Below are 24,931 nucleotides of genomic sequence, written 5' to 3'. Positions count from 1 at the left end.
GGGCCGTACGGGCTGGATGGGGTGCATGGCCGACATCCAGGGCACTTACGACCGTCTGTTCATCGCCGTGCCGAACGCGCTGGCCGACATGCTGGACGCGGGGGACGCCGGCGGCTCCGTCGCGGTCTTCGTGGACGGCGAGCCCGTCGTGGACGTGTGGGGCGGCTTCACGGATGCCGGCCGCACCGTCCCGTGGGAGCGCGACACGATCGTCAACGTGTTCTCCGTGACCAAGACGATGACGGCGCTGTGCGCCCTGATCCTCGTCGACCGGGGCGAACTCGACCCGGACGCGCCGGTCGCCCGCTACTGGCCGGAGTTCGCGGCGGAGGGCAAGGAGAAGGTGCTCGTACGGCACCTGCTCTCGCACACCGCCGGCCTGCCCGACTGGGACGGCCCGGTCGACGAGCTGTACGACTGGCCGGCCGCCACGTCCCGGCTCGCCGCGCGCACCACCCGCTGGGAGCCGGGCACCGCCGCCGGCTACCACTCCCTCACCCAGGGATTCCTGGTCGGCGAGGTCGTACGCCGGGTCACCGGCCGCAGCGTGGGGGACTTCCTCGCCGCGGAGGTCACGGGGCCGCTGGGCGCCGACTTCCACATCGGCCTGCCGCCCGAGCACGACCACCGGGCCGCCCCCTCGATCCCCCCGACGGGCAAGGACGAGGACTACTCCGCGAGCGCGCCGGGCAACCCGACGGGCTCCGAGGCGGGCAACGGCGTCCGGGTCCGCGACGGCAACAGCACGGCCTGGCGCCGCGCACAGATCCCCGCGGCGAGCGGCTACGGCAACGCCCGCTCGGTCGCGCTGGTGCAGTCGGTCCTGGCCTGCGGGGGAGAGGTGGGCGGCGTACGGCTGCTGTCCCGGGCCGGCTGCGACCGCGCCTTCGAGGAACAGTTCGACGGCGACGACCGCGTCCTCGGCATGCCGATGCGCTGGGGACTGGGCTACGGCCTCTTCGGCACCACGTACGGCTGGGGCGGCTGGGGCGGATCCCTGATGATGCTGGAGCCCGACAGCCGGATGGTGGTGGCCTACGTGACCAACCAGATGCGCGAGCCCGCCGAGGACACCCGGGGCATGGAGATCGTGACGGCGGCCTACGAGGGGCTCCAGGGGCTGCGCCTCTGACCCCGGCGGCACGGGTGGCGCGTGAGCGACCCCGCCGGGCCGCGACGGTACGAGACCGTCACGCGCCCCGTGCCACCCCCGTGCTCCCACGCTCGATCAACGTCGGCACGGGCACCCGCACGGCCCGGGCCGACCCCCCGTCGAGCAGCGCGGTCAGTTCCTGTGCCGCGGTGCGGCCGAACTCCACGCTGTCGCGGGACAGGGCGGAGAGCCACGGCTTGACCATGCGGCACAGGGCAGAGTCCTCCCACGAGACGACCGAGACGTCCGCCGGTACGGAGAAGCCGAGTTCGGCCGCCGCTACGGCACCGGCGACGGCCATCACGTCGTTGTCGTAGATCAGTGCGGTAGGGGGAGCGGCGCCCTCCAGGACCCGGCGGGTGACCGCGGCGCCCTCGGCGTCGGAGTAGTCGGTCGTCACCGACCGCACCTCGGACAGGCCACGACGGCCCGCCTCGGCACGCAGGGTGCGGATGCGGCGCTCGGTGTGGGCGAGCCCCGGCAGGCCGGCGATGTGCACGATCCGCCGGTGGCCGAGCGCGTACAGGCCGTCCACCACGGAGGCCATCGCGCCGGCGTCGTCGGCCCAGACGGTCGACAGGCCCGGGTGGCGCTCGTCGGGCGCGCCTCCTATGACCACGGCGGGCAGGCCGAGTTCGTCCAGGAGGTCGGGACGGGGGTCGTCGGTGCGCGGATCGACGACAAGGACGCCGTCCACACGGTGCTCGGCCCACCAGCGCCGGTACACCGCGCACTCGTCGGCGACGTCCTCCACCACCTGGAACAGCAGCCCCAGATGGCGCTCCGCCAGCACCTCCTGGATGCCCGAGACGAGCTGGAGGAAGAAGGAGTCCACCCCCAGCTTGTCCGCCGGACGCGCCAGCACGAAGCCGACCGTCGCAGCGCCCTCCCCGGACAGCGCGCGCGCCGCCGTGCTGGGCCGCCAGCCCAGCTCCTCGGCGACCTGCCGCACCCGGTCCCGGGTGTCCTCCGACACGCCCGGCCTGCCGTTCAGCGCGAACGAGACCGCGCTCTGCGAGACCCCGGCGTGCCGCGCTATGTCCTTCATCGTCGGACGCCGGGCCGGTGACCGCTTGCCTGACATCGTGCTCCCCCCATTCCGGCGGCACATTCCCCGAGCAGTATGCACTAATGCGGTTCAGCTGCGTGATCCTAATGCGGTTCAGCTCGGTGATCCTAATGCGCATTAGTCACTAAAGAAATTAGCTGCGCGAGAGCCATTGACGGGCCCGTGGAGCGGCGTGCAGGGTCTGCCACGTCGACCAACCCGCCCGCAAAGGAGGCCGGTTCACGGTGCCCATATCCCGTAGAGCCCTCGCTGCCGCATTCGCCGTCTGTGTCGCGCTGCCGCTCAGCGCCTGTGGTTCGTCAGGCGGTGACAGCGGCAGCACCGACGCCTCCGGCAAGGTCGAGGGCGACATCACCTTCCAGACCTGGAACCTGCGCGCCAATTTCAAGGACTACTTCGAGGGCCTGATCGCCGACTTCGAGAAGAAGTACCCCGGCACGAACGTCAAGTGGATCGACCAGCCCGCCGAGGGCTACGCCGACAAGATCAGCGCCGACGCCGCCGGCGGCACCCTTCCCGACGTCGTCAACGTCTCGCCCGACCTGGTCGCCCCGCTCGCCAAGGCCGGCCTCGCGATGGACCTCGACAAGGCCGCCGGGAAGTACAAGAAGGAGTACCTGGACGGGGCCTGGGCCAGCCATCAGGTGCCCGGCCTGGAGGGCACGTACGCCTTCCCCTGGTACCTCAACACCGGCCCGCTCTTCTACAACAAGACCCTCTTCAAGGAGGCGGGCCTCGACGCGGAGCAGCCGCCGAAGACGTACGACGAGGTCTTCGACGCGGCCCTGAAGATGGCGAAGGAGACGGACGGCAAGGTCGCCACCCTTGCCAACGTCCCCACCGTCGAGGACTTCGGCCGCTACGGCGTGGAGCTGATGAACAAGGAGGGCACCGCCTTCACCTTCAACGACGCGAAGGGGGTCGAGCTGCTCACCAAGTACAAGGAGCTGTACGACGCCAAGGCCCTGGACCCGCAGGCGCTGACCGCCACCCCCGAGTCGTCCGGCAAGAAGTTCCTCACCGGTGCCGTCGCCATGAACCCCGGCAGCGCGCTCGACCTCGGCAACTTCAAGAAGCAGGCGCCGAACCTGTACAAGAACATCGGCATCACCGACCAGATCACCAGCACCGGCCACGTCAACATGTACGTGATGGGCGTGATGGTCAACGCGCAGACCAAGCGCACGCCCGCCGCGGTCGCCTTCGCGCACTACGTCACCGACGCCGAGCACCAGATGTCGTTCGCCAAGCAGGTCGCCATCTTCCCCAGCACCGCCGGCTCGCTCGACGACCCGTACTTCACCAAGGAGGACGGCACCGACGAGACACGGGTGCGGATCGCCGCCGCCAAGTCGCTGAAGAACGCGGTCAACTACACGCCGGTGCTGTTCAGCGAGCAGATGAAGACCGAGCTGCGCAACGAGGTCGCCAAGGCGTTGCAGGGCAAGGAGAGCCCCAAGGAAGCTCTCGACAACGCTGTCAAGGCCTGCAACACGCTGCTCCAGCAGCAGGGGTAGTACGCGATGGCCCTCCCCACCGTCTCCCGGGTGCGGCGCCAGCTGCCCACCAGTCCCTGGCTGTTCGCCGCCCCGGGCCTGCTGATCACCGGCGCCTTCATCCTGTACCCGTTCCTCTCCACGCTGGTCAACGCCTTCACCGACCGCCGCACCCTGATCCCCGGCGAGTTCGTGGGCCTGGCCAACTTCCGGGAGCTGCTCAACGACGACATGTTCTGGATCGGGCTGCGCAACAGCACGCTGTACGTCCTCGGCGTCGTCCCCGCCCTCGTCGTGCTGCCCCTGCTGCTCGCGCTCCTGGTGCAGAAGAACATCCCCGGCATCACGTTCTTCCGGTCCGCCTTCTACACCCCGGTCGTCGCCTCGATCGTGGTGGTCGGGCTGATCTGGGTGTGGCTGCTCGACGAGCGCGGCCTGGTGAACTCCCTGCTGGAGACGATCGGCGTCGGCCGGGTCGGCTTCCTGAGCGACCAGTGGCTGCTCCTGCTGAGCGCCATGGCCGTGACGGTCTGGAAGGGCCTCGGCTACTACATGATCATTTATCTGGCCGCGCTCGCCAACGTGCCCCGCGAACTGCACGAGGCGGCGGCCGTGGACGGCGCCGGCGCGATCCGCCGCTTCCTCACGGTCACCGTGCCCGCCGTGCGCTCCACCATGGTGCTGGTCGGCGCGCTGTCCTCGGTCGCCGCCTTCAAGGTGTTCTCCGAGGTGTACCTGATGGCCGGCCCCAGCGGCGGCCCGGCGGGCGAGGACACCACCCTCGTGATGCTCGTCCAGCGCACCGGCACCGGCCTGACCGGCCGCGTCGGCTACGCCTCGGCCATCTCGGTCGTCGTCTTCGTCGTCACCGTGGCCCTGATGCTGCTCGTGCTGCGCGCCGACCGGAGGGACGAGTCATGAGCGTCATGGAGAAGGTACGACCCACCACCGCCGAGCGGGTCGCCAGGCGCGAACCCCGCGTCACCGACGAACACGGCCGCCGCGTCCGCGTCTGGGAACTCGCCCTGCGCTATCTGCTCCTGCTGGCCGTGCTCGCCCTCACCGTCGGCCCGTTCCTCTGGCAGCTGTCGACCTCGCTCAAGGGCCCCACCGAGGACATCTTCAGCTCCCCGCCGAAGTTCCTGCCGGGCGAGCCGACGCTGCACAACTACGAGCGGGTCTCCGAGACCATCCCGGTCTGGGACTACGCCCTCAACTCGCTGAAGGTCGCCACCGCCAACGTCGTCACCAACTGCGTCGGCGCGGCGCTCGCGGGCTACGCCCTCGCCCGGCTGCGCTACCGGGGCCGCAAGGTCGCCACGCTCGTCTTCATCCTGGCGATGCTCGTGCCCGTGGAGGGCATCATCATCGCCCAGTTCACGACCATGCGGGAGCTCGGCCTCAACAACACCCTCATCGGTGTCGTCCTGCCCGGCTGCATCAGCGCCCTGAACGTCCTGCTGATGCGCAACGCCTTCCTGAATCTGCCGTACGAGATCGAGGAGGCGGCCTATGTCGACGGGGCCAATGTCTGGCAGCGGTTCCTGCGGATCGCGCTGCCGTCGGTGAAGGGGACCCTCGCCGTCGTCGCGATCTTCGCCTTCATGGGCGCCTGGGACGACTTCCTGTGGCCGCTGATCGTGCTGAGCGACCCGTCCAAGTTCACCCTGACCATCGGCCTCAACTATCTGCACGGCACCTTCGCAGGCGACGAACGCCTGGTCGCCGCCGGCACGATCATCGCCGTCGCACCGCTGATCGCCCTCTTCGCCTGTCTCCAGCGGTACTTCTTCCGCGGTGTCGGCGAGGGCGCGGTCAAGGGCTGAACCCCCGCCCGCTTCTCGCACCTCCGTCGTACCTCCGTGACAAGGACACGCATGCCTTCTGCCGTGCGCTTCGGCGTCAACTACACCCCGAGCGAAGGGTGGTTCCACCACTGGCTCGACTTCGACCTCGACTCCGTACGCGCCGACCTCGACTCCATCGCGGCGATCGGTCTCGACCACATCCGGGTCTTCCCGCTGTGGCCGTACTTCCAGCCCAACCGCACCCTGATCCGCCCCAGGGCCGTCGAACAGCTCGTCCGGCTCGTCGACGCCGCCGCCGAACGCGGCCTCGACGTCAACGTGGACGGCCTGCAGGGCCACTTGAGCAGCTTCGACTACCTGCCGGCCTGGACCCGGACCTGGCACCGCCGCAACCTCTTCACCGACCCGGACGTCCTCGACGGCCAGGCCGCCTACCTGCGCACCCTCGCCGCCGCCCTCGCCGACCGGCCGAACTTCCTCGGCATGACCCTCGGCAACGAGGTCAACCAGTTCTCGGCGGGCCCGCACCCGGATCCCGACCGCGCCACCGAGGCCGAGATCGACCGCTGGCTCACGCGCATGCTCGCCGCCTGCGAGGAGGGCGCCCCCGGTCGGCTGCACCTGCACGCCGAGTACGACGCCACCTGGTACCAGGACGACCAGCCGTTCACGCCGGCCCAGGCGGCCCGCCGCGGCGCCGTCACGGCCGTGCACTCCTGGGTCTTCAACGGCACCGCCCAGCGCCACGGCCGCACCTCCGTCCCGTCCGAGCACCACGCCGCCTGGCTCGTCGAGCTGAGCAAGGCGTGGTCCGACGAACCGTGTCGGCCCGTCTGGCTCCAGGAGGTCGGCGCGCCCGCGCCCCTGGTCCCGCCCGAGCACGCCGCCGCCTTCACCGCGGCGACCGTCGCGAACGCCCTGGACTGCCCCGACCTGTGGGGCATCACCTGGTGGTGCTCCCACGACGTGTCCCGTGAGCTGGCCGACTTCCCCGAACTCGAATACGGGCTCGGCCTGCTGACCAACGACCGCAAACCGAAGGACACGGCCCGGGTGCTGGAGCGGGCCGCCCAGGAGGTGCCACGGACGCCCGAGCCGCGCACGACGGCGCTGGTCGTCCCCGCCGATCCGGGCTCCCGCTCGCTCTGCGCACCGGGCGGCCCGGTCTTCGACGCCTATTTCCGGCTGGTCGCCGACGGCGCCCGCCCCACCACCGTCCTCGATGTGCGCGCCGCCGACCAGGAACACCTCGCGGCGCGCGGCATCACCGAGGTCGTCGCTCCCGATCAGGTACTCCCCACCCCACAAGGAGGCACCCGCTCGTGAAACCCACCAGACGCACCGTCCTCATCGCCGCGGCCACGGCCGCTCTCATGCCCTCACTGCCGGCCGAAGCGGCTCCCAAGGCCGCCGCCCTCCAGCCGTACGCCTCCTACTGGTACCCGGACTCGCTGCCCGCCGGCAGCCCCGGCACCGGCATCACCTGGCGCAGCCTGAAGTCCTGGCGCCCCGCCGACGACGCGGACCTCGCCTTCAACGCCTCGACGGTGCCGCTCGCCCCGCGCTTCACCCCGGCCCCGGCCAACACGACCGCCCGCTCGGACCAGGCCAGGATCCAGTCCCTGGTCTCCTTCGGGCCCACCGCGAGCAACCCCTCCCAGGGCTCCGCCACCGCCGACTACTACGCCCTCACGCACTGGGCGTACATCGACGAGCTGGTGTTCTGGGGCGGCTCCTCCGGCGAGGGGCTGATCCTGGCCCCGAACGCGCCGATCGTGGACGCCGCCCACCGCCACGGCGTACCCGTCCTCGGCAACATCTTCCTGCCGCCCGTCGCCTACGGCGGGCAGTTGCAGTGGACCCGTGACCTGGTGCAGAAGGACGCGGCCGGCCGGTATCCGCTGGCCGACCGGCTGGTCGCGGTCGCGGCGGCCTACGGCTTCGACGGGTGGTTCGTCAACGCCGAGACCAGCGGCGGGAACACCGCCCTGGGCACCGACATGCTCGGCTTCCTGCGCGAGCTGAAGACGCTCGCAAGGGCCAAGGGGCAGCGGGTCACCTGGTACGACTCGATGACCGTGAACGGCGGCGTGAGCTGGCAGGGCGCCCTCAACTCGCAGAACGAGCCGTTCTTCCAGGCCGCCGACGACATGTTCGTCGACTTCCGCTGGACGGCCGCGAAACTGACGTCCTCGGGGCAGCGGGCCCAGCAACTGGGCCGCAATCGCTACGAGTTGTGGGCCGGCGTCGACGTCGAGTCGAACGGCTGGAACTCGTCCGTGAACTGGGACGCCATCGTGCCCCGCGACAAGGCGCACGTCGTGTCGGTCGGCTTCTACCGACCCGAGTGGACCCGCAACCACCTGCCGGCCGACGGCCGGACGCCGGGCGACTTCCACGCCGCCGACGACCACTTCTGGACCGGGCGGTCACGGGACCCCTCGCGGCCCGACACCGCGGACAGCTGGCGGGCACCGGCCGTGTCCGTCGCCGACCGGTCGACGGTCACCTCGATGCCGTTCGCGAGCGTCTTCAACACCGGGCACGGGCTGCGCTGGTACGAGGACGGGCAGGTGACGTCCGACGCGCCCTGGAACCATCTCGGTCTCCAGGACCGGCTGCCGTCCCGTCGCTGGGTCGTGCACACCGACGGGCAGCGACCCGCGGTGACCTTCGACTTCGCGGCCGCGTGGCGCGGCGGGAGCAGTGTGCTCGTCGACGGGGCACTGGACCGGCCGGCCGTACTGGACGTGTATGCGACACGGCTGCCCGTCACGGCCGACACGGTCGTCGAGCTGACCCACCGGGCCGACGCGGGCGCGGTGAAGGCCGAGCTGGCCGTCGCCACCGCCGAACCCACCACGCCCGGGGCGACACCGCCGTACACCTACTACCCCGTGACCTCGGGCAGCGGCTGGCAGACCACGACCGTACGGCTCACCGGCCTGACCGGTACCGTGCGCGCGATCGGCGTCCGGCTCACCGCCGCCGGCACCGGCCAGGTGCGGTGGCGGCTGGGCGGCATCGCGGTGCGCAGCGCCCCGCAGACACCGGCGGCGCCCTCCGGCCTGCGCATCACCGCGGCATCGGGCGGCGACCTGCGTCTCGCCTGGAATCCTGCCTCCGGCGTACGTCACCACACCCTGCACCGCCTCCTGCCCGACGGCACCCGGCGCTTCCTCGGGGGCACCTGCCAGAGCGCGTACTTCCTCGGCGGCCTGAAGCCGGAACAGGGCGAGCAGGAGGCACGGTTCGAACTGCGTGCCGTAGGGGAGCTGTACACCACGTCGGCCCCCGTGACCGTCACCCACCGCTGGTAACCACCCGCCCGGACGACCTACGGAGCACCCCGCATGCATGACGACCGCAACCTGGTCGAAGCCCGCCTCAAGCGCGTCCTCGACGAGCGCATCCGCCCAGCCGTGTACCCGGAGTCCGTGCCGCTGGACGTGGCGGTGTGGCACGCGCCCGGCGAGCCGGTGCCCGTCGCCGAGGGACTCGCGGCCGAACCCGAGCCGATCGAGGTGGGCGCCCGCTGGGGTGCTCCGTGGGGCACCAGCTGGTTCCGGGTCACCGGGACCGTGCCCGAGGCGTGGAAGGGCAGGACCGTCGAGGCCCTGCTGGACCTCGGGTTCGACGAGAACATGCCCGGCTTCCAGTGCGAGGGCCTGGTCTACCGGCCCGACGGCACCCCGGTGAAGGGCCTCAACCCCCGCAACCAGTGGGTGCGCATCGGCGCCCCCGTGGAGGGCGGCGAGGAGGTGCGGCTGCACATCGAGGCGGCCTCCAACCCCGTCATCCTCGACTACCACCCCTTCCTGCCCACGCAGCTGGGCGACAAGGAGACCGCCGGCAGCGAACCCCAGTACAGGCTGGCCCGGATGGATCTCGCCGTCCTCGACGAGGACGTCTGGCAGCTCGTCATCGACCTGGAGGTGCTCGGTGAGCTGATGGCCGAGCTGCCGGTGGAGTCGGCGCGGCGCTGGGACGTCCTGCGGGCGGTGGAGCGGGCGCTCGACGCGATCGACCTCCAGGACGTGAACGGCACCGCGGCCCGGGCCCGGGAGCAGCTCGCCGAGGTGCTCGCCGTGCCCGCCGTGCCGTCCGCCCACCGCATCAGCGCCGTCGGACACGCGCACATCGACTCGGCGTGGCTGTGGCCGCTGCGCGAGACGGTGCGCAAGGTGGCCCGTACGACGTCCAACATGACCGCGCTCATCGAGGACGAGCCCGACTTCGTCTTCGCCATGTCCCAGGCCCAGCAGTGGGCGTGGGTGAAGGAGCACCGGCCCGAGGTGTGGGCGCGGGTGAAGAAGGCGGTCGCCGACGGCCGGTTCGTGCCGGCGGGCGGCATGTGGGTGGAGTCGGACACCAACATGCCGGGCTCGGAGGCCATGGCCCGGCAGTTCGTGCACGGCAAGCGGTTCTTCCTCGACGAGTTCGGGATCGAGAACGACGAGGCATGGCTCCCCGACACCTTCGGCTTCGCCGCGGGACTGCCGCAGATCATCAAGGCGGCGGGCTCCAAGTGGCTGCTGACGCAGAAGATCTCCTGGAGCCAGACCAACAAGTTCCCGCACCACACCTTCCAGTGGGAGGGCATCGACGGCACCCGGATCTTCACGCACTTCCCGCCCGTCGACACCTACAACTGCTCCATGAAGGGCAGCGAGATCGCCCACGCGGCCCGCAACTTCAAGGACAAGGGCGCGGCCCGGCACTCCCTGGCGCCCACCGGCTGGGGCGACGGAGGCGGCGGCACGACCCGCGAGATGATCGCCAAGTCGGCCCGGCTGCGGGACCTGGAGGGCTCGGCCACCGTCGTCTGGGAGACCCCGGACGCCTTCTTCCGCAAGGCCGAGGCCGAGTACCCCGACGCGCCCGTCTGGGTCGGCGAGCTCTACCTCGAACTGCACCGCGCCACCCTCACCAGCCAGGCCAAGACGAAGCAGGGCAACCGCCGCAGCGAACACCTCCTGCGGGAGGCCGAACTGTGGGCCGCGACCGCCGCCGTACGCGCCGGATTCCCCTACCCGTACGAGGAACTCGACCGGATCTGGAAGACGGTGTTGCTGCACCAGTTCCACGACATCCTGCCCGGCTCGTCCATCGCGTGGGTGCACCGTGAGGCTCGCGCCACGTACGAGCGCCTCGCGGGCGAGCTGAACGCCATCATCGACTCGGCCCAGCGCGCCCTGGCGGGCGAGGGCACGGCCGAGCTCGTCTTCAACTCCGCCCCGCACGCACGCGAGGGCGTCCCGGCGGGCGGGGCACGACTCCCGGCGACCGAGGGCCGGACGTCGCTCGCACCGCGCCCCGACGGCGGCTTCGTCCTCGACAACGGCCTCCTGCGCGTCGAGATCGACGCCCGGGGCCTGGTCGTGTCGGCGTACGACATCGAGGGCGACCGCGAGACGATCGCGCCGGGCGGCGCCGCAGGTCTCCTCCAGCTGCACCCCGACTTCCCGAACATGTGGGACGCCTGGGACGTCGACGCGTTCTACCGCCACACCGTCACCGACCTGACCGGCGTGGACGAACTCGCGCCCGGTGCGGACGGGGCGTCCGTGCGGGTCACCCGGACCTTCGGCGACTCCCGCGTCACCCAGCACCTGTCGCTCGCACCGGGCGACAAGCGGCTGCTGCTCGACACGGAGGTCGACTGGCACGAGACGGAGAAGTTCCTGAAGCTGGCCTTCCCGCTCGACGTGCACGCGGAACGGTACGCCTCGGAGACCCAGTTCGGGCACTTCCACCGGCCCACCCACACCAACACCAGCTGGGAGGCCGCCAAGTTCGAGGCCTGCAACCACCGCTTCGTCCACGTCGAGGAGCCTGGCTGGGGCGCCGCCGTCGTCAACGACTCGACGTACGGCCACGACGTGACCCGCACGGTCCGCACCGACGCCGACCGGGGCACGACCACCACGGTCCGGGTCTCGCTGCTGCGCGCCCCGCGCTTCCCGGACCCCGAGACCGACCAGGGCGTTCACCGCTTCCGGCACGCCCTGGTGCCCGGCGCGGGCATCGCGGACGCGGTGCGTGAGGGCTGGCGGATCAATCTCCCGGAGCGGCGGATCACCGGCGGGGGAGAGGTGTCGCCGCTGGTGACGGTGGACCGGGACGCCGTCGTGATCACCGCGGTGAAGCTGGCCGACGACGGCAGCGGGGACGTGGTGGTCCGCCTCCACGAGGCGCACGGCGGCCGGACACGGGCCACGCTGACGGCGGACTTCGAGGTCGCGGACGTCTCGGCGACGGATCTGCTGGAACGTCCGCTGCCGGAGCCGCCGTCGCGAGAAGGGGCGCGCGTCGCGCTGCGGTTGCGCCCCTTCGAGCTGGTCACGCTGCGGTTGCGCCGCTCGTAGACGCACGGACGGGTAGCGGTGGCGCGTCGGCCTGAGGTGATCATGCAACTGTGCCCACACTCAGGGGGGTTGGTGTCACACTCACGCCCCTGGAGGCACATTTGAAGCTTGTCACACGAGCTCAGCTCGGCTGGCCGACATCCGCAGCACCCACCCAGAGCTCGACCAAGGGCGTGAAGGTCCACTACGAGGGCGCACCGGTCAGTGTCCAACTTCTCGACGACCACGACCTGTGCATCGCCAAGTGGAAGAAGATCCGCGTCGACCATCTGGCGAACAAGAAGGAGAACTACTCGGACATCGCCTACAACTACGGCGCCTGCCCGCACGGCTTTCTCCTGGAGGGCCGCGGCCTCGGCAGGCGCACCGGGGCGAACGGCAACCAGGACCTCAACCGCGGCCACTACGCGATCATGGGCCTGGTCGGCTCGGAAGGGCTGACCAAGCCGACGGACGCGATGCTCGGGGCGATCCGCGACGGCATCGAGCTGCTGCGCGGCCATGGCGCAGGCAAAGAGATCAAGGGACACCGGGACGGTCTCGCCACGGAGTGCCCCGGCAAGCACCTGTACGCCTGGGTGCAGAAGGGCGCCCCACGTCCCGGCGGCCCGACGCCCGAGCCCGGTCCGCGACCGGTGATCGACGTGTCCAAGGTGGTCGCGGCCGCCCTGCACGACCCGGCCGAGGCCGGAACGCCCGTGTCGTACGCCGGGGTCAAGACCGTGGAGAAGGCCCTCGTCGCGGAGGGCCTCCTCGCCGCGCACCTCGCGGACGGCCACTTCGGCACCGCGACCGTCGAGGCGTACGCCGCGTGGCAGATCCGCTGCGGGTTCTCGGGCGACGACGCCAACGGCATCCCGGGCTTCACGTCACTGGAGAAGCTCGGGCGGGAGCACGGCTTCGACGTGAAGGCCTAGCGCGGCCGGGGAGCGGGGCGGTTCCACTCACCGGTGGGTGACTCACCGGCAGGTGAAGGGAACCGCCCCGGTCAGCCGAGCTGTGCCCGCAGCCACTCCTCCACCTCGCCCACATGCGCGGCCGCCGCGGCCCGCGCCGCCTCCGGATCGCGGGCCACCAAGGCCCGGTGGATCGCGGCGTGTTCGCGGCGGGTGCGCTCGAAGGCGCCCTCCTCCTGGTAACCGCGCCAGACGCGGGCGCGGAAGGTGCGGGAGGAGAGGCCCTCCAGGATCGCCGCCATGGTGTCGTTGCCCGCGGCCACCGCGATCTCGCGGTGGAACGCCAGGTCGTGCGCGAGGATCTCCTCCGGGTCGTCCGTGGCGTTCATCGCCGCGAGGTGCTTCTCCACCTCCGCCAGCTGGTCCGGCGTGATCCGCGCCGCCGCCAATGCCGTCGCCGTGGACTCCAGGATGCGGCGCACCTCCAGCAGCTCCACCAGCCGCGGTCCCCGGGACAGATCGGCGACCACACCGAACGTCTCCAGCAGATCGCCGGCCTCCAGCTGCGTCACGTAGATGCCCGATCCGTGCCGGGCCTCCAGCACGCCCAGCACCGTCAGCGCGCGGATCGCCTCCCGCATCGAGCTGCGGGACATGCCGAGCTGCGCCGCCAGATCGCGCTCGGTCGGCAGCCGCTGCCCGGGCTCCAGCCGCCCCTCCGCGATCATCGCCTTGATCCGCTCGATGGCGCGCTGCGTCACGGTGCCCTTCTGCGGGGCCGTCTCGTCCACGTTCACGCCGTTCCTCCTGTCACCGGTGCGCGCAGTCTAACCAGCGAGGTGGTCCGACCAATACAGTCTCGATGCCGGAAAATCTGCCGCTGGAGGGTGTTCTTCCCTGGAAGTGGTCTGATAAATATGCGGGCACCTGCTCGAACCATGTGCTCGAACACGCTCAACGAGGAGCCGCCAGATGCCCGGCACTACAGCGCGGAAGCAGAACAGGTCACGGAAGGTCGGGGCGGTGTGCGCGATCGCCGGCGCCTCGCTCGTGCTCGCCGCCTGCGGCAGCACCAAGGACACCGGCGCGTCGAGCGCCGAAGGCGGCGGCAGCGGCAAGGTCGGGGTGATTCTGCCCCTGCTGACCTCGCCGTTCTGGCAGTCGTACAACGACTACGTGCCGAAGATGGCCGACTCCGAGGGCGTCGACGCGCTCAAGACGGTCAACTCCAACAGTGACCCGTCCCAGCAGATCACCGACATCAACAACCAGCTCAACCAGAACGTGAAGGGCCTCGTCGTGGCCCCGCTGGACAGCGCCGCCATCGAGGCCGGCCTCGACCAGGCCGAGCGCAAGGGTGTGCCGGTCGTCGCCGTCGACGTGGCGCCAGACAAGGGCAAGGTCGCGATGGTGGTGCGCGCCGACAACGTGGCCTACGGCGAGAAGGCCTGCCAGTACCTCGGCGAGCAGATCCCCTCCGGCAAGGTCGTGCAGATCATGGGCGACCTCGCCTCGGTCAACGGCCGCGACCGCTCCGAGGCCTTCCGGGCCTGCGTGAAGAAGAACTTCCCCGATCTCAAGGTCCTGGAGATACCGGCCAAGTGGGAGTCCGACACCGCGGCCTCCAAGCTGGACACCCTCCTGAACGCCAACCCCGACATCAAGGGCATCTACATGCAGGCCGGCGGCGTCTACCTCGCCCCGACCCTGCAGACCCTGAAGTCCAAGGGGATGCTGAAGAAGGCCGGACAGGACGGGCACATCACGATCGTCTCCAACGACGGCATCCCGCAGGAGTACGACGCCATCCGCAAGGGCGAGATCGACGCGACCGTCTCCCAGCCCGCCGACCTGTACGCCAAGTACGGCATGTACTACATCAAGGCGGCGATGGAGGGGAAGAAGTTCCAGCCCGGCCCGACGGACCACGACTCCACCATCGTGAAGCTGCCCAGCGGCATCCTGGAGGACCAGCTGCCCGCGCCGCTGGTCACCAAGGACAACGTCGACGACCCGAAGCTCTGGGGCAACACGGTCAAATGACGACGCCACTCGTACAGGCGCGGGACATCGTCAAGCGCTACGGTCCCACCACCGCCCTCGCCGACGGACGGCTCACCGTCCTGCCCGGCGAGTCGCACGCCCTCGTCGGCCGCAACGGCGCCGGCAAGTCGACCCTGGTCCAGATCCTCACCGGACTCCAGGCCGCCGACGAGGGCGAGGTCCGCTTCGACGGCGAGCCCGCACCCCCGCTCGCCGACCGCGACGCCTGGCGCCGCAAGGTGGCCTGCGTCTACCAGAAGCCCACCGTCGTCCCCGAGCTGACGGTCGCCGAGAACCTGTACATCAACCGCCAGCCGCTCAACCGCGGCTTCATCAGCTGGCGCAAGCTGCGCTCGGAGGCCGCCGAACTCCTCGCCACCTGGGACGTGCACGTCGACCCGGAGGCCCGCACCGCCGACCTCAAGGTCGAGGACCGGCAAATGGTGGAGATCGCACGGGCGTTGAGCTTCGGCGCCCGCTTCATCATCCTCGACGAGCCCACCGCGCAGCTCGACAACCGCGAGATCGAGCGGCTGTTCACACGGATGCGGGCGCTCCAGGACTCCGGCGTGACGTTCCTGTTCATCTCGCACCACCTCCAGGAGGTGTACGAGGTGTGCCAGGCCGTCACGGTCCTGCGTGACGCCCGCTGGATCACCACCGCGCCGGTCGCCGAACTTCCGCGCCGGGCCCTGGTGGAGGCCATGGCGGGGGAGTCCCTGGAGGCCATCGCCGAACAGGCCGTGGACCCGAGAGACGTCGACCGCGACGCCCCCGTCCTGCTCGAAGCCCGCGGGCTCACCTCACCGGCGTACGAGGACATCGACCTCACCGTCCGCCGCGGCGAGGTCGTCGGGCTCGCCGGGATCAGCGGCAGCGGCAAGGTGGAACTCGCCGAGTCCTTCGCGGGGCTGCACACCCCGACCGGCGGGACGGCACAACTGGGCGGCGAGCGGCTGCCGTTCGGGAATGTGGGAGCCGCCCTGAAGGCGGGCGTCGCCTGTGTGCCCCGCGACCGGCACGACCAGGGCCTCGTCGCCGGCATGACCATCGGCGACAACGCCACCATGAGCGTCCTGGAACGGCTCGGCCGCTTCGGGTTCGTCGGCACCGAACGCAAGCGCGGTCTCGCCACCGCCCTCATCGAACGCCTCGACATCCACACCGAGGGCCCCGACCAGCCCGTATCCGACCTGTCCGGCGGCAACGCGCAGAAGGTCGTCATGGCCCGCGCGCTGGCCTCCGACCCCCGGCTGCTCGTGCTGATCAACCCCACCGCGGGCGTCGACGTGAAGTCCAAGGAATCCCTGCTGGCCCGGGTGGACAGCGCCCGCGAGGACGGCATCGCCGTGCTCGTCGTCTCCGACGAACTCGACGACCTGCGCCGCTGCGACCGCGTCCTCGTCCTGTTCCACGGCCGTGTCGTCGCCGAGCACCCGGCCGGCTGGCGCGACCACGAGCTGATCGCCTCCATCGAAGGAGTGGACCACCATGGCTGACACCAAGGCCCCACCGGCCCTGCCCCTGAAGGTGCCGGACGCCCGTGCCGCCAGGACCGTCCTGCTCCGCCGCGCCCGCGAACTCGCCCTCGTCCCGGCGCTGCTGCTGCTCCTGGTGCTCGGCGCGGTGGTCAACGACTCGTTCCTCACCGAGCGGAACCTGATCTCGATCCTCGGCGCGTCCGCCGCGCTCGCGATGGTCGTGCTGGCCGAGTCGCTGGTCCTGATCACCGGCAAGTTCGACCTGTCCCTCGAATCCGTCGTCGGCATCGCGCCCGCCGTCGGCGCGCTGCTCGTGCTGCCCGCCGCGCAGTCCGGCTGGGGCACCGAACTCCCCGCCGCCCTGTCCCTGCTGGCGATCCTCCTGGTGGGCGCGGCCGTGGGTGCCTTCAACGGCATCCTGGTCGTGAAGTTCAAGCTCAACGCGTTCATCGTGACGCTCGCGATGCTGATCGTCCTGCGAGGGCTGCTGGTCGGCGCGACCAAGGGCAAGACCCTGTTCGGGATGCCCGAGAGCTTCTACTCCCTGGCCACCACCACCTTCATCGGCATCCCGATGTCGGTGTGGCTCGCGGCCGCCGCCTTCGCGATCGCCGGGTTCGTCCTCAAGTACCACCGCATCGGACGCGCCCTGTACGCCATCGGCGGCAACGCGGACGCCGCCCGCGCGGCCGGCATCCGGGTCGAGCGCGTGATGCTCGGCGTGTTCGTCGTCGCGGGCACCCTCGCGGCCGTCGGCGGGATCATCCAGACCGGCTACGTCGGCGCGATCAGCGCCAACCAGGGCAACAACATGATCTTCACCGTGTTCGCGGCCGCGGTGATCGGCGGCATCAGCCTCGACGGCGGCAAGGGCACCATGTTCGGCGCCCTGACGGGCGTACTCCTTCTGGGCGTGGTCCAGAACCTGCTCACCCTCGCCCAGGTCCCGTCGTTCTGGATCCAGGCCATCTACGGCGGAATCATCCTGATCGCCCTCATGATCGCCCGTGTCACCACGGGCCGGGCCCAGGACTGACCACGGCTGCCAACCGCCCCTCGACGGAAAGGACTTCAGTGTCCCAGGCCCCCGGCACCCCCACCCGCGTCACCGCGGTCGACACCTATGACATCCGCTTCCCCACCTCGCGCGAGCTCGACGGCTCCGACGCGATGAACCCGGACCCCGACTACTCGGCCGCGTACGTCGTGCTGCGCACCGACGCGGCGGACGGCCACGAGGGGCACGGATTCACCTTCACCATCGGGCGGGGGAACGAGATCCAGGTCGCCGCGATCGAGGCGCTGCGCGGCCATGTCGTGGGCCGGCCCGTCGAGGAGCTGTGCGGGGACCCGGGGATCCTCAACCGCGACCTGATCGGCGACAGCCAGCTGCGCTGGCTCGGCCCCGAGAAGGGCGTGATGCACATGGCGATCGGCGCGGTCATGAACGCCGTGTGGGACCTGGCCGCCAAGCGCGCGGGCAAGCCCGTGTGGCGGCTCCTCGCCGACGCCGACCCGGAGTGGATCGTTCGGCAGATCGACTTCCGGTACATCACCGACGCGCTCACGCCCGAGGAGGCCCTCGCCCTGCTGCGCCGGGGCCGCGAGGGCGCGCCGGAACGCACGGCCCGGCTGCTGGAGCGTGGCTACCCCGCCTACACCACCTCCGCCGGCTGGCTCGGCTACGACGACGACAAGCTCGGCCGGCTCGCCGCCGAGGCCGTCGCCGACGGCTTCCGCCAGATCAAGCTGAAGGTCGGCGCCGACCTGGAGGACGACGTACGGCGCTGCCGTGTCGCCCGCGAGGTCGTCGGGCCGGACATCCGCATGGCGATCGACGCCAACCAGCGCTGGGACGTGGCCGAGGCGATCCGCTGGACCAAGGCCCTCGCAGAGTTCGACCCGTACTGGATCGAGGAGCCCACCAGCCCCGACGACGTCCTCGGCCACGCCGCCATCCGTGAGGCCGTCGCCCCGGTCAAGGTGGCCACCGGCGAGCATGTGCAGAACCGGGTCGTCTTCAAGCAGCTCCTCCAGGCCGGCGCCCTCGACGTCCTCCAGATCGACGCGGCCCGCGTCGGCGGCGTCAACGAGAACCTCGCCATCCTGCTGCTGGCCGCCAAGTTCGGCGTACCGGTCTGCCCGCACGCGGGCGGCGTCGGGCTGTGCGAACTCGTCCAGCACCTGTCGATGTTCGACTACGTGGCGGTCACCGGCACCACCGAGGACCGGGTCATCGAGTACGTCGACCATCTGCACGACCACTTCCTCGACCCGGTGGTGATCAGGGAAGGTCACTACACGGCACCCACCGCGCCGGGCTTCTCGGCCGCCATGCGGCCCGAGTCGATCGCGCGGTACACGTTCCCGGACGGCGCCTTCTGGGCCGCCGACCGCGATGAGAAGAAGGGGCACGCGGCATGAGCGACTTCGACGGTCTCAAGGCGCTGGTGACAGGAGGCGCCTCCGGCATCGGCCGGGCCACGGCCGAACTCCTCGCCGCACGCGGTGCCCGGGTCGCCGTCCTCGACCTGGATCCGTCCTCCGTCGACAAGCCCCTGCTCGCCTTCCGCGCCGACGTCACCGACGACGCCTCCGTACGCGAGGCCGTGGCGGCCGCCGCGGCCGAGCTCGGCGGTCTGGACGTGCTGATCAACAACGCCGGCATCGGCGCCCAGGGCACCGTCGAGGACAACGACGACGCCGAGTGGCACCGGGTCTACGACGTCAACGTCGTCGGCATGGTCCGGATGTCCCGGGCCGCGCTACCGCACCTGCGGGAGTCCTCGCACGCGACGATCGTCAACACCTGCTCCATCGCCGCCACGGCCGGGCTTCCGCAGCGGGCGCTGTACAGCGCGACCAAGGGCGCCGTGTACTCCCTCACCCTCGCCATGGCCGCCGACCACGTCCGTGAGGGCATCCGCGTCAACTGCGTCAACCCGGGCACGGTGGACACCCCCTGGGTCGGCCGCCTCCTCGACTCCGCAGCCGACCCGGCCGTCGAACGAGCCGCGCTGGAGGCCCGCCAGCCCACCGGGCGCCTGGTGTCGGCGGACGAGGTCGCCGGCGCCGTCGCCTACCTCGCGAGCCCGCTCTCCGGCGCCACCACCGGCACCTCCCTCGCCGTCGACGGCGGCATGCAGGGCCTGCGCCTGAGGCCGGTGGGCCGGTGAACCGGCTCGGTCGCACCGACGTCGAGGTCAGCCCGCTGTCCTTCGGCGGGGCCGCCATCGGCAACCTGTACACCGAGGTCGGCGAGGAACAGGCGCACGAGGCCGTGGCCGCCGCCTGGGACGCGGGCATCCGCCACTTCGACACCGCCCCGCACTACGGCCTCGGCCTGTCCGAACGCCGCCTCGGCGCGGCCCTGCGGGAGTATCCGCGCGAGGCGTACACCATCTCGACCAAGGTCGGCCGCCGACTGGAACCGGTGCCGGACGCCACGGGCGACGACCTGGCCAACGGCTTCGCCGTACCCGCCGACCGGCGCCGCGTCTGGGACTTCGGCGCGGACGGCGTACGACGCACCCTCGACGCCAGTCTGGAACGGCTCGGCCTCGACCGTGTCGACGTGGTCTACCTCCACGACCCCGACGACCACGCCGAAGTGGCCTTCCGCGAGGGCTATCCGGCGCTGGAGAAGCTGCGCTCCGAGGGCGTGGTGGGCGCGATCGGCGCCGGGATGAACCAGGCCGGGATGCTGACCAGGTTCGTCGCCGACACGGACGTCGACGTGGTGCTGTGCGCCGGCCGCTACACGCTGCTCGACCAGAGCGCGCTCGACGATCTGCTGCCCGTGGCGGTCGAGTGCCACACCTCCGTCGTCGTCGGCGGAGCCTTCAACTCCGGCCTCCTGGCGGATCCGGGACCGGACTCGACGTACAACTACACGCAAGCCCCGCCGGAGTTGCTGGACCGCGCGCTGCGCATGAAGTCCCTCGCCGACCGCCACGGCATCACCCTGCGGGCCGCCGCCCTCGCGTTCTGCGCCGCGCACCCCGCCGTCGCGAGCGTGCTCGTGGGCGCCCGGTCGGCCGACGAGGTCCGGGACTGCGCCGAGCAGTTCGCGACGGAGGTGCCGATGGCGTTCTGGCAGGAACTGCTGGAGTCCGGCCTGCTGTCCGACAAGGAGCCGCGATGAGGGTCGCCCTGCACACCAAGGTCCGCGCGGACCGGATCGACCGCTACGAGGCGGCCCACCGGGAGGTGCCGGTCGAGCTCACGGACGCGATCCGGGCCGCCGGCGCCACCTCCTGGACGATCTGGCGCAGCGGCACCGACCTCTTCCACGTCCTGGACTGCGAGGACTACGGCCGCCTCCTCGCCGAGCTGAAGGAGCTGCCGGTCAACGTGGCCTGGCAGGCCCGCATGGTCGAGCTGCTCGACGTGGTGCACGACTACTCCGACGAGGGCGCCGAGGCCGGCCTGCCCGTCGTGTGGGAGCTGCCGTGACGATCGTCGACGCCCACCACCATGTGTGGGACCTGTCGGTGCGCGACCAGGACTGGATCAGGGGACCCGAATTCCAGCCGCTGAGAAGGAACTTCGGTGTCGGCGACCTCGCCCCCGAGGCGCGGGCGGCCGGAGTCGGCCGTACCGTCCTCGTCCAGACGATCACCGTCCCGGAGGAGACCCCGGAGTTCCTGGCGCTCGCCGCCGGGCACGAGCTGATCGCGGGAGTCGTCGGCTGGACCGACCTCACCCGCCCCGACATCGCCGACGAGCTGTCCCGGCTGCGTGAGCTGCCCGGCGGCCGGTACCTCAAGGGCATCCGCCACCAGGTCCAGGGCGAGGCGGACCCGCAATGGCTGCTGCGCGCGGACGTACGACGCGGACTGGCGGCCGTGGCGGAGGCCGGCCTGGTCTACGACCTCGTGGTGCTGCCCCACCAGCTCCCCGCCTGCGTCGAAGCGGCCGCCGACCTCCCCGGACTCACCTTCGTCCTGGACCACTCGGGCAAACCGCCGATCGCCTCCGGCGCCCGCGAACCCTGGACCCGTGACGTCCGTGCCCTCGCCGCACTCCCCAACACCGTCTGCAAACTCTCCGGCCTCGTCACCGAGGCCGACCTCGCCGACTGGACGGTGACCGACCTGCGCCCGTACGCCGACGCGGTACTGGAGGCCTTCGGCCCCGGGCGCCTGATGTTCGGCTCGGACTGGCCGGTGTGCACGCTCGCGGCGACGTACGCCGAAGTGCTCGACGCCGCCGCGGAGTTGACCGCCGCGCTCTCCGGTGCCGAGCGCACCCAGGTCTTCCAGGGCACCGCCGCCGGCGTCTACGGTCTTTGACGGCGCCCTGCGCGAGACTTCTCAGGTCCGCTCCGGCCCGTCGACGTTGAAGGTCGACTCACCTCCGGCGCCGGCTCGCACGACGATGATGTCGGCGGGCCCGGCCGAAGGGTTGCTCTCCCGGTGGACGGCGCCCTTGGGAACGTGGATGAAGTCACCTGGGCCTGCCTCCACCGCGTTCGCGCCGTCCGGGCCGAACTCCATGCGCAGCGCGCCGGTGAGGACGTAGATCACCGATTCCCAGTTCCCGTGGTGGTGCCAGCCGGAGACCATGCCGGCCTCGGTGCGGACGAACCCCGACCAGGTCCCCTCGGTGGCGAACGCCTCCTGCCGGTCCATCCCCGGGGTACGGGGCCCCGGCCTTCGGCCATCGGGCGTGACGACCCTGACCGGGTCCTGCTGACTGGCCATGACGATCCCTTTCTGGGCGAGCCTTCTCGAACCTCATGACTTCTGGGCCATCCCCGCCAGCCGGGTGGGCGGCAGATACTCCCGAACATAAGTCCGTTCCCAGCAAGCGCCCGTCTCCCGGAGCTCACGCCAGGTCGTGTAGCGGTAGCGGAACAGGCGGGCGCGGATGTGGCGGGGCGGGGCGTCGGGCGGGAACGGGGAGCGGCGCAGAAGTCCGAGGGTGTCGCGGTCGTTCTCCAGGAGCCGTTCCACCAGAGCGCCGAACCATGGGCCCGCGTAGGCGGGGGACAGGGCGGCGAACCACATCAGCCAGTCGAGCCGCAGGTGGTACGGCGCGAACTGGCGCGGCCAGCGGCGGGGGTCGCCCGGCTTGCCCTTGAACTCGTACTCCCGCCAGTCCGAGTCCTCGCGCGGCACGTCGTCGGCCGTCCCCTCGACGACCACCTCGTAGCGGATCCGGCTGACGCTGCCGAACGCGCCGTAGGTGTTGACCAGATGGAGCGGGTCGAAGGAGCGGTTCATGACCTGGCGGCGGGAGACCATGTTCGCGACCGGGCGGTAGCTGAGGAACAGCAGCAGGGCGGCGACCGCCAGGACCACCACCTCGTACCAGAGCGGCGCCTCCGGCACGGACGGCGGATCGCTCGGGAAGGCCAGCGCCGACAGGGCCAGGACGATGGTGATCCAGTTCAGCCAGGAGAAGTTGCCCGACAGCACCAGCCACAGCTGGGTGACGATCATCAGGGCTGCGGCGGCCGTCGCGACGGGCTGCGGGGTGAAGAGGAGGAGGGGCACGACGAGTTGGGTGAAGTGGTTGGCGGCCACCTCGACGCGGTGCAGCGGCTTCGGCAGATGGTGGAAGAACCAGCTCAGCGGCCCCGGCATCGGCTGGGTCTCGTGATGGTGGTCGAGGCAGGTCAGCTTCCGCCAGCAGGCGTCGCCGCGCATCTTGATCAGGCCAGCGCCGAACTCGACGCGGAACAGGATCCAGCGCAGCAGGAACAGCACCACGACCGGTGGCGCCACCTCGTCGTTGCCCAGCAGCACGGCGAGGAAGCCCACCTCGAGGAGCAGCGACTCCCAGCCGAACGAGTACCAGGTCTGGCCGACGTTCACGATCGAGAGATACAGCGCCCACGGGACGAGCCACAGCAGCATTGCGGCCCACAGGGGCACCAAAGAGTCCACTCCCGCCAGCAGCGCCGCCGACACCGCGCAGCCCGACCAGGCACAGCCGGCGAAGAACCGGTCCGAATAGTGGAGTTGGAACAGGCTCGGGGCCGCCCTGAAGCGCACCTGCGCGACGAAGCGCGGCACGGGCAGCATCCCCCGCTCGCCCATCAGCGCCCGGAACTGAAGGGCCGCCGTCAGGAACGCGACGAGGTACACGCCGGCCAGAGCCCGCTGGAAGACCAGCCGGCTCGTCCAGTAGTCCGGTGCGACGAACCAGTCCACGGCCGTACGCCTCCTCTCCTCATTGTCGCGCCACCTCGCCCCGGGTGACTCTCCGTATACCACTTCTCCGCTTGCGTAACCCATGTGAGTGAAGCAGACAATGGTGACGAATTTCCCGACGACCGGCGGGAGGACGTGGTGCGGACACCCACCCGAACCATCCTCACGGCCTGCGCGCTCTCGGCGGCACTCCTCGTCGCCGGCTGCGTCGGCGGCAGCGACACGAACACGCCATCCGGCGAGGACCTCTTCCTCCAGCCCGCGGCGGACGGTGGACCCGATCCCTTCACGGCCTCCACGACGACCGCAGAGGCCGCCGCCGCGCCGCTCACCCGAACGCCGCAGCCGGTGCAGTCGGGGCGCACCGGCCCCCAGTCCCTGTCCGGTGAGACACCCGGGCTGTACGGCGGCACCCGCGGAGCCGGGAGCTGCGACGTCCAGCGGCAGATCGACGCCCTCGCCGCCGACCGGACCAGGGCCCGCGTCTTCGCCCAGGCCGCAGGCGTCTCCCGGACGTCGATACCCGGCTATCTGCGCAGCCTGACCTCGGTCGTGCTGCGGGTGGACACCCGGGTCACCAACCACGGGTTCCGCGACGGGATGGGCACCGGCTACCAGTCCGTCCTCCAGGCGGGCACCGCCGTCCTCGTCGACGCCCACGGAGTGCCCCGCGTCCGCTGCGCCTGCGGCAACCCGCTCGCCCCGCCCGGCGGGACCCGGGGTGAGAGCGGCGTCGGCGGCCGGGGCTGGTCCGGGTACGAGCCGGGCCGGGTGGTCGTGGTGGCGCCGGCGCCCCAGGTGATCGCCGACATCACGATCATCAACGTCGTCGACAACACCTGGATCGAGCGGCCGGTCGGCCATCGGGGTCACGACCACGACCATGTCGTACCGCCGGCGAAGCCGATGCCTCCCGACCGGGACGAGCCCCGGCACGACCGGCCCGGACACGACAGCGGCACGCCGACGCCCACGCCCTCCCACGAGAGCGAGCCCGCCTCGCCCCCGGAGCGGACACCGGCCGACTGCGTGACCCCGGACGCCACCGTCACCCCCGGTGCCACGGACATCCAGGCCGACGCCCCCTCGGACGCGGGCCGACGGCCCGACGACTGCCCCACGGCCACCGTCGCTCCGACGGCCCCGCCCTCCTCGGCCGACCCCGGCCGCAGCACCCACGCCTCGCCCGAAGAGCCCAGCGCCCCCGCCTCCCGCACCGAGCCCGAGACCTCCCCCGGCTCCTCGGAGGAGGTCGGTCCAGAGGCGGTCCCGGACGGCCCTGACACGCCCGACGGCGGCGGGCTGATCCCCGACGATCCCGGCGCGACCGGCAGCATCTTCGGCAGCCCCACCGACGTGTTCGACGGCTGACCGCCACCGGGGCACGGACCGCACGACGAGCGAGAAAGGTTCCGTCGCCCCAGTCGAAGAATCCGGCAAACCCTGGCAAGGTGGGC

Annotated in this window: 21 protein-coding genes; 17 read left to right on the top strand and 4 right to left on the bottom strand. The window is 71.1% G+C overall.

Going from position 1 to position 24,931, the window contains the following annotated elements; all coding sequences use genetic code 11:
* Positions 1–25: 25 nt before the first annotated feature.
* Positions 26–1,132 carry a serine hydrolase domain-containing protein gene (locus tag CP983_RS04915; protein ID WP_150498653.1) on the top strand — a complete coding sequence of 369 codons (1,107 nt, stop codon included), beginning with the start codon at positions 26–28 and terminating at the stop codon, positions 1,130–1,132.
* 58 nt (positions 1,133–1,190) lie between these two features.
* Here the strand turns inward: CP983_RS04915 and CP983_RS04910 are convergent, their stop codons facing one another.
* Complete coding sequence (locus CP983_RS04910) at positions 1,191–2,237, bottom strand: LacI family DNA-binding transcriptional regulator (RefSeq protein ID WP_150498652.1); 1,047 nt, start codon at positions 2,235–2,237, stop codon at positions 1,191–1,193.
* 209 nt (positions 2,238–2,446) lie between these two features.
* Between CP983_RS04910 and CP983_RS04905 the strand changes: the two genes are divergently transcribed.
* The 7 genes from CP983_RS04905 to CP983_RS04875 all read left to right on the top strand — a co-directional run bounded on the left by CP983_RS04905 (position 2,447) and on the right by CP983_RS04875 (position 12,811).
* Positions 2,447–3,739 (top strand): ABC transporter substrate-binding protein, encoded by a 1,293-nt coding sequence (locus CP983_RS04905; protein WP_150498651.1) that lies wholly within the window; start codon positions 2,447–2,449, stop codon positions 3,737–3,739.
* Positions 3,740–3,745: 6 nt separating this feature from the next.
* Positions 3,746–4,639 (top strand): carbohydrate ABC transporter permease, encoded by an 894-nt coding sequence (locus tag CP983_RS04900; protein ID WP_150498650.1) that lies wholly within the window; start codon positions 3,746–3,748, stop codon positions 4,637–4,639.
* Entirely contained in the window at positions 4,636–5,544 is a 909-nt protein-coding gene (locus tag CP983_RS04895; RefSeq protein ID WP_150498649.1) for a carbohydrate ABC transporter permease, read from the top strand. Before CP983_RS04900 ends, CP983_RS04895 begins: the two co-directional genes overlap by 4 nt.
* Positions 5,545–5,595: 51 nt before the next feature.
* On the top strand, positions 5,596–6,852 hold the full coding sequence (locus tag CP983_RS04890; RefSeq protein ID WP_150498648.1) for a glycoside hydrolase 5 family protein: 1,257 nt from the start codon (positions 5,596–5,598) through the stop codon (positions 6,850–6,852).
* On the top strand, positions 6,849–8,846 hold the full coding sequence (locus CP983_RS04885) for an endo-beta-N-acetylglucosaminidase (protein ID WP_150498647.1): 1,998 nt from the start codon (positions 6,849–6,851) through the stop codon (positions 8,844–8,846). Before CP983_RS04890 ends, CP983_RS04885 begins: the two co-directional genes overlap by 4 nt.
* 33 nt (positions 8,847–8,879) lie before the next feature.
* The gene (locus CP983_RS04880) at positions 8,880–11,894 is read left to right on the top strand and encodes an alpha-mannosidase (RefSeq protein WP_150498646.1); all 3,015 of its coding nucleotides are present in this window, start codon (positions 8,880–8,882) and stop codon (positions 11,892–11,894) included.
* Between the two features lie 101 nt (positions 11,895–11,995).
* Positions 11,996–12,811: an N-acetylmuramoyl-L-alanine amidase gene (locus CP983_RS04875; RefSeq protein ID WP_150498645.1), complete on the top strand. Its 816-nt coding sequence runs from the start codon at positions 11,996–11,998 to the stop codon at positions 12,809–12,811.
* Between the two features lie 71 nt (positions 12,812–12,882).
* On the opposite strand, the gene CP983_RS04870 is transcribed toward CP983_RS04875, so the two are convergent.
* Positions 12,883–13,581 carry a FadR/GntR family transcriptional regulator gene (locus CP983_RS04870; RefSeq protein ID WP_107908672.1) on the bottom strand — a complete coding sequence of 233 codons (699 nt, stop codon included), beginning with the start codon at positions 13,579–13,581 and terminating at the stop codon, positions 12,883–12,885.
* 181 nt (positions 13,582–13,762) lie between these two features.
* Between CP983_RS04870 and CP983_RS04865 the strand changes: the two genes are divergently transcribed.
* The 8 genes from CP983_RS04865 to CP983_RS04830 are packed head-to-tail and all read left to right on the top strand — an operon-like array spanning position 13,763 to position 21,608.
* Positions 13,763–14,833, top strand: a complete 1,071-nt coding sequence (locus CP983_RS04865) for a sugar ABC transporter substrate-binding protein (RefSeq protein WP_107908529.1) — start codon at positions 13,763–13,765, stop codon at positions 14,831–14,833.
* Positions 14,830–16,332 carry a sugar ABC transporter ATP-binding protein gene (locus CP983_RS04860; RefSeq protein ID WP_150498644.1) on the top strand — a complete coding sequence of 501 codons (1,503 nt, stop codon included), beginning with the start codon at positions 14,830–14,832 and terminating at the stop codon, positions 16,330–16,332. The genes CP983_RS04865 and CP983_RS04860 overlap by 4 nt, the downstream gene beginning before the upstream one ends.
* A complete protein-coding gene (locus tag CP983_RS04855; protein WP_030950571.1) occupies positions 16,325–17,350 on the top strand; it encodes an ABC transporter permease in 1,026 nt (341 codons plus the stop codon). Before CP983_RS04860 ends, CP983_RS04855 begins: the two co-directional genes overlap by 8 nt.
* Positions 17,351–17,388: 38 nt before the next feature.
* The gene (locus tag CP983_RS04850) at positions 17,389–18,738 is read left to right on the top strand and encodes an L-fuconate dehydratase (RefSeq protein WP_125524692.1); all 1,350 of its coding nucleotides are present in this window, start codon (positions 17,389–17,391) and stop codon (positions 18,736–18,738) included.
* A complete protein-coding gene (locus CP983_RS04845) occupies positions 18,735–19,490 on the top strand; it encodes an SDR family NAD(P)-dependent oxidoreductase (RefSeq protein WP_150498643.1) in 756 nt (251 codons plus the stop codon). The genes CP983_RS04850 and CP983_RS04845 overlap by 4 nt, the downstream gene beginning before the upstream one ends.
* Entirely contained in the window at positions 19,487–20,458 is a 972-nt protein-coding gene (locus CP983_RS04840) for an aldo/keto reductase (protein WP_107908525.1), read from the top strand. Before CP983_RS04845 ends, CP983_RS04840 begins: the two co-directional genes overlap by 4 nt.
* The gene (locus tag CP983_RS04835; RefSeq protein WP_107908524.1) at positions 20,455–20,769 is read left to right on the top strand and encodes an L-rhamnose mutarotase; all 315 of its coding nucleotides are present in this window, start codon (positions 20,455–20,457) and stop codon (positions 20,767–20,769) included. Before CP983_RS04840 ends, CP983_RS04835 begins: the two co-directional genes overlap by 4 nt.
* On the top strand, positions 20,766–21,608 hold the full coding sequence (locus CP983_RS04830) for an amidohydrolase family protein (RefSeq protein WP_150498642.1): 843 nt from the start codon (positions 20,766–20,768) through the stop codon (positions 21,606–21,608). Before CP983_RS04835 ends, CP983_RS04830 begins: the two co-directional genes overlap by 4 nt.
* Positions 21,609–21,629: 21 nt before the next feature.
* Here CP983_RS04830 and CP983_RS04825 read toward each other — a convergent pair whose 3' ends face one another.
* Positions 21,630–22,019: a cupin domain-containing protein gene (locus CP983_RS04825; RefSeq protein WP_150498641.1), complete on the bottom strand. Its 390-nt coding sequence runs from the start codon at positions 22,017–22,019 to the stop codon at positions 21,630–21,632.
* Positions 22,020–22,052: 33 nt separating this feature from the next.
* Positions 22,053–23,474: a lipase maturation factor family protein gene (locus tag CP983_RS04820; protein WP_150498640.1), complete on the bottom strand. Its 1,422-nt coding sequence runs from the start codon at positions 23,472–23,474 to the stop codon at positions 22,053–22,055.
* Between the two features lie 84 nt (positions 23,475–23,558).
* On the opposite strand from CP983_RS04820, the gene CP983_RS04815 reads away from it, so the two are divergent.
* Positions 23,559–24,845: a DUF6777 domain-containing protein gene (locus CP983_RS04815; protein ID WP_229914642.1), complete on the top strand. Its 1,287-nt coding sequence runs from the start codon at positions 23,559–23,561 to the stop codon at positions 24,843–24,845.
* Positions 24,846–24,931 lie beyond the last annotated feature (86 nt).

This window comes from Streptomyces chartreusis (genome assembly GCF_008704715.1).
Lineage (GTDB): Bacteria > Actinomycetota > Actinomycetes > Streptomycetales > Streptomycetaceae > Streptomyces > Streptomyces chartreusis.
Note: the sequence above shows the minus strand (reverse complement) of the source record. Positions and strands in the feature narration are given on the sequence as shown.